Raw genomic sequence first — 14907 nt, 5'->3', positions numbered from 1 at the left:
CGAACTGTAAATTTGGAGGTAGTAAGTATGTCACAGAGCGTAACGGACCATGGTCACGACCATGGCCATGTAGACCTAGAGGAATTAAAGGTTTTAGGCTTTTGGATTTTCCTTGTAACCGACTGTCTCTTATTTGGCACATTTTTCTCTGCTTATGCTGTTTTAAATACCCATACAAATGGAGGGTTTACTGGGAAAGATTTTGATATCCCTGGCTTTATTACCGAAACATTCATCTTGTTAATTAGTTCATTTACAAGTGGATTAGCGGTATTAGCCATGCATAAAGGTAATAAAAAAGGTTTAATTGGCTGGTTAATTGTGACAGCAGCCTTAGGGGCAACGTTCGTTGGTTTTGAAATCAATGAATTTACGACCATGGTTGCTGAAGGAGCACCCATTACAAGAAGTGCTTTCCTTACATCCTTTTTCTCACTTGTGGGAACACATGGAGTGCACGTTTCATTTGGGATTATGTGGATGATTGCGTTGATCATTCAGCTTTCTCGTCGGGGAATCACCCCAGTGACTAAACGGAAAATCTCCATTATTAGTTTGTACTGGCACTTTTTAGATGCCGTTTGGATTTTCATCTTTACCGTTGTCTATTTAATGGGGGTGATGTAAATGTCCAATCACGAACACGCTGAACATGCTGGATCTATCAAAGCGTACGTCATTGGTTTCATTTTATCGATTATTTTGACGATCATCCCGCTTGTTCTTGTATTGAATCATATGATGGGAAAAACAGCACTTACTGTCAGTATTTTGATTGCAGCCGTTTTGCAATTTGTCATTCAGCTATTTTTCTTCATGCACATTGGTGCAGGAGAAGGACCTAGATATAATGTCGTAGCATTAGTTCTAGGTTTGGTTTTCGTTGTTACAATCGTTATCGGAGCACTTTGGATTATGGAATTTAACTCTGTGGTTCAATAGAAACTTGATGGGGCTGTCCCAAAAGGATGTCAGGCACCACGGTGCCTGACACCTAATTTAGCACAAAGGAGTGAGGAATCTGTGGCAGTTGTACGTGAAATGCATTCACCAACGCGATTAAATCGGTTGACGCAAGCCATTTCTGCCTATATAGATGTAACGAAACCTAAAATATTAATGATGCTTAGTTTTACTTCCCTATGTGCTGCATTTGTTGCACAAAGAGGAATACCTTCGATGTTTGTCCTTTTGGCGATGCTTTTGAGTGCTTCGCTATCTGCTGGAGGAGCAGCGGCTATCAACATGTGGTATGACCGAGATATTGATGTTTTGATGAAGCGGACAGCAAACCGTCCCATTCCCGCAGGGCTGATCAATCCCTCATCTGTTTTAAGGTTTGGCATTTTATTAGGTGTTCTATCTGTTGTCATCGCTTTTTTCTTTGTAAATCCTCTCACAGCTTTATTAAATGCTGCAGGGTATTTTTATTATGCCGTTGTTTATACGATGTGGTTAAAACGTCGTACACCTCAAAATATTGTCATTGGCGGAGGGGCTGGCGCGTTTCCTATTTTAATTGGATGGGCTTCCGTCACTGGTAGTTTAAATGTTACGGCATGGTTAATGTTTATGGTGATTTTTCTATGGACTCCGCCGCACTCTTGGGCGCTAGCCTTATACAAGAATGACGAATTTACAAAGGCTGGTATTCCGATGATGCCTGTCGTAAAAGGGCCTCGTTCAACGAAAATGCAAAGTCTTATTTATATGGCTCTTTTATTTCTTTGTTCCATCGTCCTATACATAAGTGGAAATTTTAATACCTTTTACCTTGCTGGCGCCATCATTTTTAACAGTGCTTTTCTTTATTGCACATGGAGAATGTGGAAAGAGGAGGACCATATATTTATTTGGGCAAAACGGACGTTTCTTTGCTCGCTGTTCTATATATTAGGTTTGTTTTCGACGATGGTGATTGGGATCATCTAGAAGGAAAATTGTGTTTGAAAAAGTGGAAGATAGGGATAGGAATAATTGGAAGGTGAAATATTACCATTAAGGGTAGAAGTTTAAGAAGGGGTGAAAAGATGGATTACGGACTTTTTCTTATACTTGGATTGTTTGGTGTGACTTTTATTATAACCACCGTAATGTTTAGTAAATCGATGAAAAAATAAAGGATAAGAAAAATATACTCTTACGTAGATTATGGCTAAAGGGCTTTGCTGGATTAACAAGCAAAGCCCTTTTTTACTCTAGTTTTTCAATTTTCAGATGCAGTCTCGAGACTTTGATACTTGGGAATGGAACATTTTTATCCCGCATTAACGGGTAGTATGATCCCCACCTTAAAATAGGTAGGGGATAACTGCCCGTAAAAGCCCGATTGGTTCAACTAACCATCAGAGAGGGATGAAGAAAACCCCCACTGATGGAAGTTTCACTTTATCCCGCATTAACGGGCAGTATGATCCCTACCCTAAAATAGGTAGGGGATAACTGCCCGTAAAAGCCCGAATGGTTCAACTAACCATCAACGAGGGATGAAGAAAACCCCCACTGATGGAAGTTTCACTTTATCCCGCATTAACGGGCAGTATGATCCCCACCCTAAAATAGGTGGGGGATAACTGCCCGTAAAAGCCCGATTGGTTCAACTAACCATCAGTGGGGGATAAAGCTCCCCCCACTGATGGAAGTTTCACTTTATTCCGTCATCATTTTATAATACATAAATGAGGATATCCCGAGCGCTGCAGCAAATAAGCCGATATAGGTAACAGTATAATAAATCGCTTCCGCATTCATTTTTATCACCCTTTTATAAAACGATTTTAAACCCTGAACTTTTCTACAATAGGACGAGAAACCAGCTTCTAGAGTAGGATAGAGGCTGGTTACCATTCAGTATGAGGTGAAATGTAAGTAGTTATTCAATTTACATGGCAATCAATTTTTTTCTTAGATGGATAAGAATTTTAACTTCGAGAATTGTCTAGCTCCATAAGAGTAAGCTTCGAAAGCGATACCTCGCACGCCGAAAAACGTAAGTTTTTCGGCGGAGCGCCTAGCCCCTCGAGGTCATAAGCCACTCCCAAAACGAAGGCAAAAAGCGCCTTCTTTTTGGGAGCGTCTTATGCTTGTCGGGGCTGACCAAGGCGCTTCCGCTTTTCTTATGATTATCTTTTGGTTGAATGATCTCTGCTTTGGACAGAACCAATAATGGCACCTAATATAAAGGTGAATCCAGCGGCAGTAAAAAACCCAAGTGCGAGGTTAAAATGAAAATTTTCATCCATTGTCCACGGTATTCCATCAGCTGTCCATGGGTGTCCAGTGAAAAATTCATAAACCAGAATCAGAATTCCGATAACCAACTCCACAATTGTCAATCTTACGCTTAAGCTTCCCATATGATTTCCTCCTTCATTTTGAGCATTGAATCATACTCTTTAAATGTTCTTTTATTTATCCTTGATGCTGATTTCTTCGCGGTGCATCATAACTATTCTGATGAAATGACTGAAACGCCCAAAATGGGAGCAATGGTTTTAAGATTATTTCGATTTTCTTTGATGAGTTCTGTAATTTTGGATTGATCCTTGTTTGAAATGGCCTCTTGTAGCTCATCGTATTTTCTGTCCATTTTTTCCGCATAGGTTTTGCCCTTTTTTGCTGCTAATGGAGGAAGAATAGCGTCGTGAAATTCATCATAAAGGTTATTTGTTAGAGTGGTTGCAGACTCATAATCGCCATTTGCTACATATTTCTCAATGGCAGTAAATCCATAAAGCAAATCTGAGAAGGGGGCAGTTAAAGAACGTTGAGAGTTACTTATTTTTTGAGCTTGAATATTGTTTTGACTGTTGTTTAGTGCGTCTCCACAACCAGCAAGACTTAGTGCTAATAGTGTTCCCATCATGGCGATAATTATTTTTTTGCTCATTTTTTTACCCCTTTTTTTTAAAATTACGGAGAGTAACTAGTCCTGTTTCTTATTATTCCCATAAAATAACTTTTTTAATAAGCTAAAAAAAAGATGAATAACATGAATTTTTAATAAGAAACTTGACTATGATAAAAGTTTTGGTTAAAATTATTATCCCAAGTTTCCATAATTCAATTGGGAGGTGACTGGTTTATAGGATGAGTGCCAAAGATCAAGCGTCAGTCCGTGACCATAAAGATTATCAAACAGAAGTGGAGCGTTTAGAGTTTACAAAGGAATATATCCGGACAGTTTTGGATATTTCTAAGGGGAATAAAGAATTTTTTGTTGATAATATGAAACAGGCGTTTGCTAATCTAGACTCTAAAGAAAGTAGCGGAAGTTACTTGGACCTCCTCGCGAATGCAAGTTTTCTGGAATTAGCTGAAAGTGAACTGAAAAGGTTGGAAAGCGTGATTGGCAAACCTTATTTTTCAAGGATTGATTTTACGAACGATAGCATTGAAAAAGAAGAAATTTTGTACATTGGCAAGGTATCATTGTTTGACCGTGTGACACAACAGCCCATTATCGTGGATTGGAGGTCACCAATTGCCAATGTGTACTATGACGGTCGACTAGGGAATGTTTCTTATGAAGCGTATGGGGAAACACAAACCGGTTACTTATCATTAAAAAGGCAGTATGAAATTATCGATGGATTATTAAAAGAAATTAGAGACATCGATTTAACCACACACGATGAACTTTTGCAGAAATCATTGTCAGGTAAAGCGGACAATCGTTTAACAGAAATCGTTTCTACCATTCAAAATGAACAAAATGAAGTGATCCGAGCATCACTGAAACACCCTATTATCGTTCAAGGGGCCGCGGGAAGCGGGAAGACAACCATCGCACTCCATAGAATATCCTACTTTCTCTATTCCTTAGGTTATCAATTTCCTCCAGAAAAATTAATGATTCTCGCACCAAACCGACTGTTTATTGATTATATATCAGCCGTCTTACCTGAACTTGGGGTCAACAAAATTAATCAAACGACCTTTATTGATTTTATGAGAAGCTCCTTAGAGCAGAAAATAAAACTATTTTCACCTAATTCTAAGCTGATGAAACTAATTGAAGGGAAAGGAAAATCCAAGTCCATTCAATGGGTGTCCAGTTATAAGGGTTCGCTCGAATTTAAGGAACTAATCGATTGTTATATAAAAGACTTGGAAATCAAACTTGCCCCTGAAGCTGATTTTATTGTTGAAAAATCTATTCTCCTAAAGGGGAAAAAACTCAGTAGACTATTTTTAAAAGAATATACTTACTTACCAATCTATAAAAGACTGGGAAAAATCAAATCCTTGTTAGAAGATGATTTGAAAAGGAAGAAATCGATCATACTAACAAAACTCAACACTAAATATGAAGAAACTTTAGATCGGGCTCTTTATAGCAGGCGGTTGGATCCGGAAAAAAGAAAACAAAGAGTAGTTGACCTCATGGACATGAAAAAGGAAAGAACCGCTAAGGTAGAGAAGGAATCGAAGACTGCTGTAAAAAAATATATGGATGCGTTTATCATGAAAGATATTTTTACCTTGTACAAGGAACTGATGACTTCTCCTGAAATGATGAAAAAATATTCTACTTCTCTTTCAGATCAAGAATGTAAGGTTTTAAGTAAGTTTTGTCAGCGGATTTTTGAGAGAGGCTCTTACGAACTGGAGGATTTAGCTCCGTTATTTTATTTGAAGGCTAAATTAGAAGGCATTGATGAAAAATATAAAATGCGAAGTATCTTCATTGATGAAGCCCAGGATTACAGTTATTTTCAATTTGCAGCATTAAAAGAAGGCTGTGGAACAGACTTGTTTACCATCGTGGGAGATTTAGCGCAGGGTATTCATTCCTATCGTGGATTAAATAGTTGGGCACCTGTATTGAACAATATTTTCCCAAATGCGAACTACCAAACCTTACAAAAAAGCTACCGGACAACCGTTGAAATTATGAATTTGGCAAATGATATCCTGAAGCTGATCGATCAAGACTTGCCAAAAGTAGAACCCGTCATTAGACATGGTCAAAAGCCTCGTTATAATACGATTGACCCTGCTAATCTCGAAAAGGTAAAACTACAGCTAGAAAAAGATATTGTCTCACTCAAAGAGGAAGAGCTTAACTCCATTGCATTAATTGGACGTACCGACAGAGAATGTCAAAGAATCCAGCAACTTCTTGAAGGAAGTCATCTTCCCATTCAGTACCTAGAAGAGAAAGAAGACATGAGGAAGGGACATGTGGTGATTATACCTTCTTATTTATCGAAAGGGCTGGAGTTTGATGCCGTTTTACTTGTATGTATGGAAGAACCATACAAACAAGTAGACCTGGACATCAAATTGTTGTACGTGTCGATGACAAGACCAATGCATCGATTGTATTTATACGGTAAGGACCCGTCCGACTTTTTATTAAATGAAACCACGGGTACGGTTCTAACGGGTTCCGTTGACGGGGAGACTTAGATAAAGCGGTTTGAAGGGAACATAACAACGCTTTGGAAATTACTCTAAAGGGTTCCGTGTTCGGGTGCTTTCTTGAAAAATGACATAAGAAAAGACGAGTGAATTAGCACACGTCTTTTTCTTTATTTTGTTTTGAACATTTATGATGAGTTTTGACATTACAATTGGCATCATTACAAGTTCATTGTACGTCAGTTTCTCTTATTTTATCTCTTTTATGGTGCTTGCCGTTTACTTTTCATCTCTTTCACGATGCTTCCAGCTAACTCACAAACAAACGGTTCCGGATCATTCTCGGCCATAGTCTGTAATTTTTCCTGCACTTCCAGAGATCTAAACTGCTGCGCCGATTTCAGCACAACTTTACGGATCCCCGCATCCGGATCCTTACTCAATAAATCAAGTAACCTTTCAGCTTGCACCTCTGGAAGGTTACGGATTCCTGAGGCAGCTGCCACTCGTAGCACTGGCTCGTTTCTTGCCACGGCCATTTCCAACACAGTCGTAGATTGTTCTGTGTTAATCAGGCTTGCCAGGTAGGTAGCTTTTGATGCCAGCCCCAGGTCTTGGCCTTGCACCAATTCCATTAAAAATGGGATAGCTGCAGTGCCAAGTTTTTTCGCGTTTTCATAGTCCACTTCCTCAGCATCCAACCGGGCGCGAACGTCTGTCATCGTAATCACTATAGTTACCTCCTTAGGTTTCAAATGTCAATGTGCTCGCCCTCATTGTATTTACTTCCGTGGAAATCAGATCAGGCGGAGGATTAGTAATATTCGCTGTACCATTTCCAGTCATCAAACGATTATTATCGGAAACATGTTTCAGGCCTAGGACGTGCCCAACTTCGTGTGCTATTGTCCACACGGTGGCGATTTGAGCGACCACTGCTCCGGGCTGTCCCGGAGGGTACGCAGCGCAGCCGTTGTACGGTGGATTCGTTGAGAGCACAAAGTACACCACCACATCGCTGCCCCAAGCATTATTGCGGTTGGCGAAGAGCTGAGTTTGCTCCGGCGTAACTGTGCCCATGGTACACCCCCCAACGTCCACGGTGTTGAGCGTAGGCAGGTTGAGGGTCTCGGTACTGACTCGGTGTACGCGGATCCCCACTGACTCGTAGACTTGCTGCATTGCAACAATCATACGGTCAATCGAGATGGTAGGGTTGGTAAGAATCTTGATGTGGAGGCGTACGGTTTGCTCTCCAAGTTCGAAGCGATTATCACCGGTGTTGAGTAGCCAATTCCCGAAACGAGTGCCGTTCGGCTTCATCATCGGTACATTGATCGTGTTCCCTTCAAAACGAAAGATGCCAATCCCCCATGGGCTAGTGACCAGGATGTCTATCTTTCCATCACCGGTGAAATCTGCTAGGTTGTCAAAATGGTTATCAGCGGTGTTGAGCAACCATCCGCCGAAACGAGTGCCGTTCGGTGCTAACATCGCCACGTTGAACGTGTTTCCCGCCAGTTTAAGAATACCAATCCCCCATGGACTGGAGATAAACAATTCAGCCTTCCCATCCCCGTCAAAATCCGCTGCGGGTCCCACTCGATTGTCGAGTGTGTTAAGCAACCATCCACCGAAACGAGTGCCGTTAGGTGCCATCATAGGAGAAATGAGTGTATTTCCTGATAGTTTAAGAATACCAATCCCCCATGGGCTGGATATCACAATCTCATCCTTGCCGTCGCCGTCAAGATCCGCAAGTGTATGTAAATGATTGTCACCGGTGTTGAGCAGCCATCCACCTAATCTCGTCCCGTTTGGTGCCGCCATGAGCGAAATGAGTGTATTTCCTGATAGTTTAAGAATACCAATCCCCCACGGGCTAGTAACCAAAATTTCCGTTTTTCCGTCGCCGTCAACATCTCCCACAGGGCTAAAACGGTTGTCAGCGGTGCTGAGTTGCCAGCTGCCAAATCGTGTCCCATTCTCCGCCATCATAAGTACAGTAAACGTATTCCCTGAGAGCTTGAAAATACCAATCCCCCACGGGCTAGTAACCAAAATTTCTGTTTTTCCGTCGCCGTCAAAGTCACCCACTGGTCCAAAACGGTTATCAGTTGTGTTAAGAAGCCATCCGCCGAAGCGGGTCCCATTTGGTGCTATCATGGGGGAGGAAAGAGTATTTCCGGATTGTTTCAAAACACCTATCCCCCACGGACTTGTGACTAGTAACTCGGTTTTGCCGTCACCATCAAAATCTGCCATCAGGTCAAACCGGTTATCCGCAGTATTTAGAAGCCAGTCGCCAAATCGTGTTCCGTTCGGTGCCATCGTAGGGGCGGAAAGGGTATTTCCAGAGAGTTTCAAAATACCGATGCCCCACGGACTTGTGACCGGAATTTCTGCGATCCCGTCACCATCAAAATCACTCTTCTTTATTGCCATAGCCTTAGTCTCCTTCCTGTGCTAACGATTAAAGAAGGACCACAATTAACTGTCCATCTAAATAGCCTGATTCATTCTCCAAGACACCTTTCCTTTTCCAGAACCTGACCAAAGACCACTCACATTCAGTTTGTCTTACAGAAATCTATGTCTCCTATTAATCTCTTTGAAATTTCCAATAATTAATCTATGTTTGAAAAGCAATTATATTCTGCCTAAGTTTATAATTTACATTCATTTTACTTTTTCAGGATAATCGGTATTGACCTTGTCGCAGGAAGGATGATGAATATGATATTAATAGAATATAGTGGTAAATAAATTATTCCTCTTCAAAAAATATTAAAGTAAATAACTAACAAAATAGGTTACTTCCATAAGGCCGGAAGGGTTAACACTCAAAGTGGAAGAGCTTAACTCCATTGCATTAATTGGACGTACCGACAGAGAATGTCAAAGAATCCAGCAAATACTTGAAGGAAGTCATCTTCCCATTCAGTACTTAGAAGAGAAAGAAGACATGAGAAAGGGACATGTGGTGATTATACCTTCTTATTTATCAAAAGGGCTGGAGTTTGATGCCGTTTTACTTGTATGTATGGAAGAACCATACAAACAAGTAGACCTGGACATCAAATTGTTGTACGTGTCGATGACAAGACCAATGCATCGATTGTATTTATACGGTAAGGACCCGTCCGACTTTTTATTAAATGAAACCGCGGGTACGGTTCTAACGGGTTCCGTTGACGGAGAGACTTAGACTAGAGTCACAGTAAAATTAGTAATTGAATTAACACAATAATCGTCAAAAAAATGCTCAGGGCATAAAACTTCTGAGCATTTTTCTATTTTTTGGCTTTTTGAACTAAAGCCCCATTAAAATTATTTGTTTATCTTATACTAAGGACCAAATAACAGTGTACCACCAATCATATAAATAAATGGAAATAGGAATAAAACTAAATTTGCGATAATGACACTAAGCGTCAAAGCACTTTTTTGGATTCGGTAGGCTTTTGAAGCAAAAAAAAGACCAATAGAACAAAAAATTAAAGGGAAAAATACAGGCAGTCCTTGTATTTTTTCAAAAGTAATAATATCAAAGAAAAAGTTTACGATGAATATTAGTGGAATAAAGAATAACAAATAAGCAATCATTACAAACTTTTCGTGCATATTTTAATCTCCTTATGAAGAATTCGGTTTCTTTTATATTAACATAAAATAGGAACAAATGGTTTAATATCCCATTTTACAACTGACTTGCTCCGTTTGCGAGTATTCGTGAGAAAATCCTATTAAACTAAGGGGATTGGCTGCCAATAGTACTCTTTGTTATCAAACTGTTCTTTTCTATTAACTGAACTGTAAACAAGCCATGATATAGTATAGCTGTATCCCTAGCAGAAGTCCGGCTTCTTAATAATAGGAATGCCGGGCTTTTTTAACCTGTCAGACAGAACAGCACCCCTACTGATGACCATTACTAGAAGCCAATTTGAATAGTAAACGAAAAAATCAATAGAAAGAGGAATATGTAAATGGATTTTTGCACAAATTGTGGTGAAAAGTTAAATGAATCTAGTCGATTCTATACTAATTGCGGTTCAAGGGGGCAAAAGCAATGAAAAACATGACTTCGGCTCCAAAAACGCGCATTGAAAAAAGGAAAGGTCGTTGGAAAACAATAGTATTAAGTAATAAGAGATTAGTGGTAGGGGTTGGATCAATTATTAGTTTGTTACTCGGTTTAAGTGTTGCTTACATAATCATGAACGATTTTAATAAGCATGAACCTAAAACGGAGGTAGCAGCTACCAAAACGATTGATCATTCTAAAAAGAATAATTCGGAAAATACCGTAAAACCACATAATAGTAACGATTCAACGGAAAAAAACAGTAACGATTCAACGGAAACAAACAGCAAGGAAAGTTCAAATATTTCCTCTTCAGATTATATTTTGCCTGATAGTGATAAGAAGGTTCTGAGTGAAGGAGACATTGCTACTCTTACAAAAGAGCAACTGCGTTTAGCTAGAAATGAGATCTTCGCACGTCATGGGTATGTATTTAAATCGGAGGATTTGCAAAAATATTTTTCAAGTAAATCATGGTATAATGCAGACCCTTCCTATAATAGAACTTTAAATGAAGCAGAAAAAGAGAATGTAAACCTTATACAGGCGAGGGAGGATAGTCTGTAATAGGAACCTTTTTTAAAATATTTGGCTCTAGAGCGATATTCAATTGGTGATAATAAGATTTCTGAAGAAAAATGGAAAAGCCATCACAACCCACAAGTCCCATAATTTATCTATTATCAACTTGACTGAATTCAATATCAAATCAGCAATTTCAATTTCATCTTTATACATACTAAACATTTTGAAGAAGATTATTCGAGGATCTATTTAGATCCTTTTTTTTGCACACATAAAGAACGTTTGTTCGTATATAATAAGTATGAGGTGACTTATATGGCGATTCGAGACAGGGGTAAAAAGAAATGGCAGTTCGCGTTTGGTATGCCTGAGCTAATTAAGAGGCAGCGTGATATGTGGCATGATAGTGATCGGATTGTAAAGCCGATTATCGATGTACATGAGCTCGAGGAGTTTGATCAGCGAATTTGTTACGCAATGGAGTTCAACTTGAATGTAAAACTAACGCTATGGTCGGATGGATTCACAAAGGATATTAAAGGTCGAGTACATTACGTGGATCCTCTTACGCATCAGCTACGCATTGAAATTGAACCTGGCAAATTCCACAATATTGATTTGGAGGATGTGGTAGGCGTGATTGTAGTTGAATAGGCTTCTTTAGAAGGAGTCTCTTGAGCAAATGATTTGTAATTCATTAGATACAGAAACTGACATACAAAAACGCTATCCTTTCTTATGATTCTATAGAAAGAATAGCGCATTTTTCATTTTTGGGGGTATTTTGTTGTACTAGCTTGATAGCAATATGGTGCCCCTATTAGGTCTTTAAAAGTTGAAAGAAATGGATGTGATAAAAGTGTTAGTCGGTATCCTGTCTATATATAATTCGATACTTTTTGAACAAGATACTGTATTGTGGATTCCATTTTCGAATCATCGATATCGTCCTTATATTTATGATGAATGACTTGTTGCTTTTTAAGAATGTAATAATCAAAAAGTGCTTGATATAAAGTCATATTGTTTCGAATTAAGATGGTAGGTTCAAAGAGCTTCCGCAGTAGTACATCGTCTTGGATAAGGATGAGCGCAGGGTTTATTGTGTTGAACACTTCTTGTTTTATATGTTCTTCGTAGAATTTTTTTAATTTATTATTTCGTTCGTTTTGAGCTTGTATGATTTGCTCATATAATACAGGAGCATTATGTTTTAAATCTAATATAAAAGTATCAGAAATGTAAAAAGCAATGAGTAATGACTGCTCAAATGTTTTTTGAAATCGCTCCCCAAACGGGACTGTTTCCTCAAAAATGGTTTGATCAATACTAGTTATATATTCGGCATAAATCTTGACGATGTATTGGATAATCTCATCTTTTGATGAGAAATATTTGTACATAGTTGCTTTGCTAATATCCATATAACGAGCAATATCATCTGTTCGTAACGGGCTTATACCTTGTTTTTTTACAATCGGTAATATTTTAAAAATGAGCTTTTTTCTCATTTCTGTTTGATTATCAATATTGTTATTTAACATAACAACCCTCCTTGCGATTCATTTTATTATAAGGTAATTAATGAATTTATACAAATTGAACTAATTGAACTAAAAAGATAAAAATGGTTTACTTGTTTTAAGGTGTATGTTATTCTCTTTTTACATCCTCTTTTTGAAAGAAGGCGAATTTATGAAAAAGAAGCAACTAGGTTCACAAGGTTTAGAAGTAGCGCAATTGGGATTAGGTTGTATGGGAATGTCTGAATTTTATGGTCAAATAGATGAGATAGAGGCGACAAAAACAATTCATCGTGCTCTTGAACTTGGAATTACAATGTTCGATACAGCGGATATTTATGGATATGACGATGAGGGAATGGGAACAAATGAAAAACTAGTAGGGAAAGCGTTACAAGGAGTTCGGCATGATGTGAAAATTGCAACGAAGTTTGGAGCGCTACGAAATGAAACAAAATCACTTGGATACAACGGTTCCCCTCAATATGTAAAGGAAGCATGTGAAGCCAGTTTAAGAAGATTAGGAACAGACTACATCGACTTATATTATTTACATCGCGTTGATCCAAATACACCAATTGAAGAAACTGTAGGTGCGATGGCAAAGTTAGTGCAAGAAGGAAAAGTGCGTTATATTGGACTATCTGAAGTAACGGTTGAACAATTAAAAACAGCTCATGCAATTCATCCCATTTCAGCTGTTCAAACAGAATATTCCCTTTGGTCTCGCGACCCAGAGAAAGATATTTTACAGGTTTGTCGAAACTTAGGCGTTGGATTTGTTCCGTATAGTCCACTTGGTCGTGGATTTTTAACGGGGAATTTAACAAGTCGTGATCAATTAACACCTGATGATTGGAGATATTATAATCCACGTTTTTCAGAAGAAGCGTTCGCTTCTAATATGAATATTGTCGAAGGAATTAAACAACTTGCGCTAAAGAAAGAATGCACGCCTGCACAATTAGCACTTGCTTGGGTTGTTGCACAAGGTGAAGGAATCGTACCAATTCCAGGTACAAAGCGAGTGAAGTATTTGGAACAAAATATAGCAGCTCTTGAAATTACTTTTGCAAAAGAAGAACTAGCATATTTAAATACGATTGCGCCAATTGGTGGTACGCTTGGTAATCGATATTAAGATTGATAATCATATGAAAAATCAAATGGAGAAACGTATGACATCGAATTAAAAAATATGATTTATTCATATATAACGAGGATAGGAAACTAGTTTTTGAAAATAGATAGAGAACAAGAAAATAATTATATATACCCAATTTGAAGTTTTAAATCTAAATCATAAAGGAGCGTAAAAGACATGGACAAATTTAAAGACATTCAAAATAATCATTTAGCATTAACACAATACCATCGTTGGTATCAAGTATATGAAGTCCCACTTAACAAAGCACGTATTGATAATCAGTTAGATATTTTAGCGGAAGAAGTTGAAATTTCATCGCAAGCTGGAACGGCGAAAGGGAAAAAGGGGATTGAAGATCGATTAAAAATGTTTGAAGGTTGGCAAAATGCGCATCATGTGGAAAACACATCAATCAAACAGTTAAGCGACGAAGAGCTTTCGTTAGAAGCCGATATTCTTTATCAAAATATACGCCCAGATGATAGTAGATACAGCTATAAAATTCATTATTCAACAATCCTGAAACTGAGAGAGAATGACTTGCCACTTTTTACAAAGGTCCATTTAGAGCCAATCGGTAATGTTGAAAATCCACAATTTACATCTGCTTATGCTGACAATAGAGCAAAATCATTTATGCATTATTGGTTATATATAATGGAAACAGCAGCTATGAACAGTGACAAATTCAAAGAACTACTGGCAGAACAATTTGAGTTGAATTTAAGTACAGGTGCTAAAATCGATACATTAAAAGGATTTAACGATTGGTTGGCAACCGTTTCGAATCAAGTGAAACAAAGCGGACATTATCCGAAAAATATCTCAGTTACAGAAAATGAGGATCATACGATAAATGTTTCCGTAGATTTTGAATGGGAAGGTATTTCTGTTGAGAATAAACTGATGATTGCAGAAACACATCATGAATGGATACTTGAAAATAATTTAGATGAGCGATTTGCTCGTATGAAAATGATGAAAGTAATTCAAACAAAGCCATTTCAAACAGTAGAATAATTTAAAATATAATTTTTTCTTATATGGCTGTTAGTTCAATAAATAGAAGGAATATTTAAATGTTAAATTAAAATAGGGTTATTTTATAAAAGACTATTTTAGCAATAGCTTAAAGGGAGAGATTACTGACTGTGAAGGCTGTCCCAAAAGGTGACAGACACCACTATATGTACAAAGTTCAAGATAATTTTTCCGCAATGTTGAATGAAGCGGAAGGCGCTCGACTCCTGCCGGAGTAC

Annotated in this window: 15 protein-coding genes; 9 read left to right on the top strand and 6 right to left on the bottom strand. The window is 38.2% G+C overall.

The features are described from left to right. Positions 1-27 precede the first annotated feature (27 nt). The 3 genes from cyoC (at position 28) to BN1082_RS03325 (ending at position 1932) form a co-directional block, all read left to right on the top strand. Entirely contained in the window at positions 28-627 is a 600-nt protein-coding gene (gene cyoC / locus BN1082_RS03335; RefSeq protein WP_090630833.1) for a cytochrome o ubiquinol oxidase subunit III, read from the top strand. After that, complete coding sequence (locus BN1082_RS03330) at positions 628-942, top strand: cytochrome o ubiquinol oxidase subunit IV (RefSeq protein ID WP_090630829.1); 315 nt, start codon at positions 628-630, stop codon at positions 940-942. A gap of 81 nt (positions 943-1023) precedes the next feature. Continuing rightward, positions 1024-1932, top strand: a complete 909-nt coding sequence (locus tag BN1082_RS03325; RefSeq protein ID WP_245640293.1) for a heme o synthase — start codon at positions 1024-1026, stop codon at positions 1930-1932. Positions 1933-3122: 1190 nt separating this feature from the next. Here BN1082_RS03325 and BN1082_RS03320 read toward each other — a convergent pair. Together BN1082_RS03320 and BN1082_RS03315 are read right to left on the bottom strand one after the other, a co-directional pair. Then, positions 3123-3356, bottom strand: coding sequence for a hypothetical protein (locus BN1082_RS03320; protein ID WP_090630826.1), 234 nt, complete (start codon positions 3354-3356; stop codon positions 3123-3125). Between the two features lie 92 nt (positions 3357-3448). Further along, positions 3449-3889, bottom strand: a complete 441-nt coding sequence (locus tag BN1082_RS03315; protein ID WP_090630823.1) for a hypothetical protein — start codon at positions 3887-3889, stop codon at positions 3449-3451. A 200-nt stretch (positions 3890-4089) separates the two neighbouring features. Here BN1082_RS03315 and helD point away from each other — a divergent pair, with 200 nt between their 5' ends. Then, complete coding sequence (gene helD / locus BN1082_RS03310; protein WP_090630820.1) at positions 4090-6414, top strand: RNA polymerase recycling motor HelD; 2325 nt, start codon at positions 4090-4092, stop codon at positions 6412-6414. Positions 6415-6629: 215 nt separating this feature from the next. Here the strand turns inward: helD and BN1082_RS03305 are convergent, their stop codons facing one another. Continuing rightward, complete coding sequence (locus BN1082_RS03305) at positions 6630-7097, bottom strand: HEAT repeat domain-containing protein (RefSeq protein WP_090630816.1); 468 nt, start codon at positions 7095-7097, stop codon at positions 6630-6632. A 13-nt stretch (positions 7098-7110) separates the two neighbouring features. Beyond that, positions 7111-8811, bottom strand: coding sequence for an FG-GAP-like repeat-containing protein (locus tag BN1082_RS03300; protein WP_090630812.1), 1701 nt, complete (start codon positions 8809-8811; stop codon positions 7111-7113). 403 nt (positions 8812-9214) lie between these two features. Between BN1082_RS03300 and BN1082_RS03295 the strand changes: the two genes are divergently transcribed. Continuing rightward, positions 9215-9574, top strand: a complete 360-nt coding sequence (locus tag BN1082_RS03295; RefSeq protein ID WP_090630809.1) for an ATP-binding domain-containing protein — start codon at positions 9215-9217, stop codon at positions 9572-9574. Between the two features lie 140 nt (positions 9575-9714). Here the strand turns inward: BN1082_RS03295 and BN1082_RS03290 are convergent, their stop codons facing one another. Next, positions 9715-9990, bottom strand: a complete 276-nt coding sequence (locus tag BN1082_RS03290; RefSeq protein ID WP_090630805.1) for a hypothetical protein — start codon at positions 9988-9990, stop codon at positions 9715-9717. A 448-nt stretch (positions 9991-10438) separates the two neighbouring features. On the opposite strand from BN1082_RS03290, the gene BN1082_RS03285 reads away from it, so the two are divergent. Further along, entirely contained in the window at positions 10439-11020 is a 582-nt protein-coding gene (locus BN1082_RS03285) for a YARHG domain-containing protein (protein ID WP_090630801.1), read from the top strand. A gap of 273 nt (positions 11021-11293) precedes the next feature. After that, on the top strand, positions 11294-11632 hold the full coding sequence (locus BN1082_RS03280) for a YolD-like family protein (RefSeq protein WP_090630798.1): 339 nt from the start codon (positions 11294-11296) through the stop codon (positions 11630-11632). A gap of 224 nt (positions 11633-11856) precedes the next feature. Here the strand turns inward: BN1082_RS03280 and BN1082_RS03275 are convergent, their stop codons facing one another. Beyond that, positions 11857-12522: a TetR/AcrR family transcriptional regulator gene (locus BN1082_RS03275; RefSeq protein WP_090630795.1), complete on the bottom strand. Its 666-nt coding sequence runs from the start codon at positions 12520-12522 to the stop codon at positions 11857-11859. Between the two features lie 151 nt (positions 12523-12673). On the opposite strand from BN1082_RS03275, the gene BN1082_RS03270 reads away from it, so the two are divergent. Together BN1082_RS03270 and BN1082_RS03265 are read left to right on the top strand one after the other, a co-directional pair. After that, positions 12674-13642, top strand: a complete 969-nt coding sequence (locus BN1082_RS03270; protein WP_090630792.1) for an aldo/keto reductase — start codon at positions 12674-12676, stop codon at positions 13640-13642. Positions 13643-13822: 180 nt separating this feature from the next. Beyond that, the gene (locus BN1082_RS03265; RefSeq protein WP_090630790.1) at positions 13823-14668 is read left to right on the top strand and encodes a hypothetical protein; all 846 of its coding nucleotides are present in this window, start codon (positions 13823-13825) and stop codon (positions 14666-14668) included. Positions 14669-14907 lie beyond the last annotated feature (239 nt).

This window comes from Neobacillus massiliamazoniensis, assembly GCF_001048695.1.
Classification (GTDB): domain Bacteria; phylum Bacillota; class Bacilli; order Bacillales; family Cytobacillaceae; genus Neobacillus; species Neobacillus massiliamazoniensis.
This window is presented reverse-complemented; position numbering and strand designations above follow the sequence as displayed.

Coding starts and splice junctions, on each gene's coding strand:
- BN1082_RS03280 (WP_090630798.1), top strand. CDS start 11,294: ATGGCGATTCGAGACAGGGGTAAAAAGAAATGGCAGTTCGCGTTTGGT.
- helD (WP_090630820.1), top strand. CDS start 4,090: ATGAGTGCCAAAGATCAAGCGTCAGTCCGTGACCATAAAGATTATCAA.
- BN1082_RS03275 (WP_090630795.1), bottom strand. CDS start 12,522: ATGTTAAATAACAATATTGATAATCAAACAGAAATGAGAAAAAAGCTC.
- BN1082_RS03300 (WP_090630812.1), bottom strand. CDS start 8,811: ATGGCAATAAAGAAGAGTGATTTTGATGGTGACGGGATCGCAGAAATT.
- BN1082_RS03320 (WP_090630826.1), bottom strand. CDS start 3,356: ATGGGAAGCTTAAGCGTAAGATTGACAATTGTGGAGTTGGTTATCGGA.
- BN1082_RS03285 (WP_090630801.1), top strand. CDS start 10,439: ATGAAAAACATGACTTCGGCTCCAAAAACGCGCATTGAAAAAAGGAAA.
- BN1082_RS03290 (WP_090630805.1), bottom strand. CDS start 9,990: ATGCACGAAAAGTTTGTAATGATTGCTTATTTGTTATTCTTTATTCCA.
- cyoC (WP_090630833.1), top strand. CDS start 28: ATGTCACAGAGCGTAACGGACCATGGTCACGACCATGGCCATGTAGAC.
- BN1082_RS03270 (WP_090630792.1), top strand. CDS start 12,674: ATGAAAAAGAAGCAACTAGGTTCACAAGGTTTAGAAGTAGCGCAATTG.
- BN1082_RS03315 (WP_090630823.1), bottom strand. CDS start 3,889: ATGAGCAAAAAAATAATTATCGCCATGATGGGAACACTATTAGCACTA.
- BN1082_RS03265 (WP_090630790.1), top strand. CDS start 13,823: ATGGACAAATTTAAAGACATTCAAAATAATCATTTAGCATTAACACAA.
- BN1082_RS03330 (WP_090630829.1), top strand. CDS start 628: ATGTCCAATCACGAACACGCTGAACATGCTGGATCTATCAAAGCGTAC.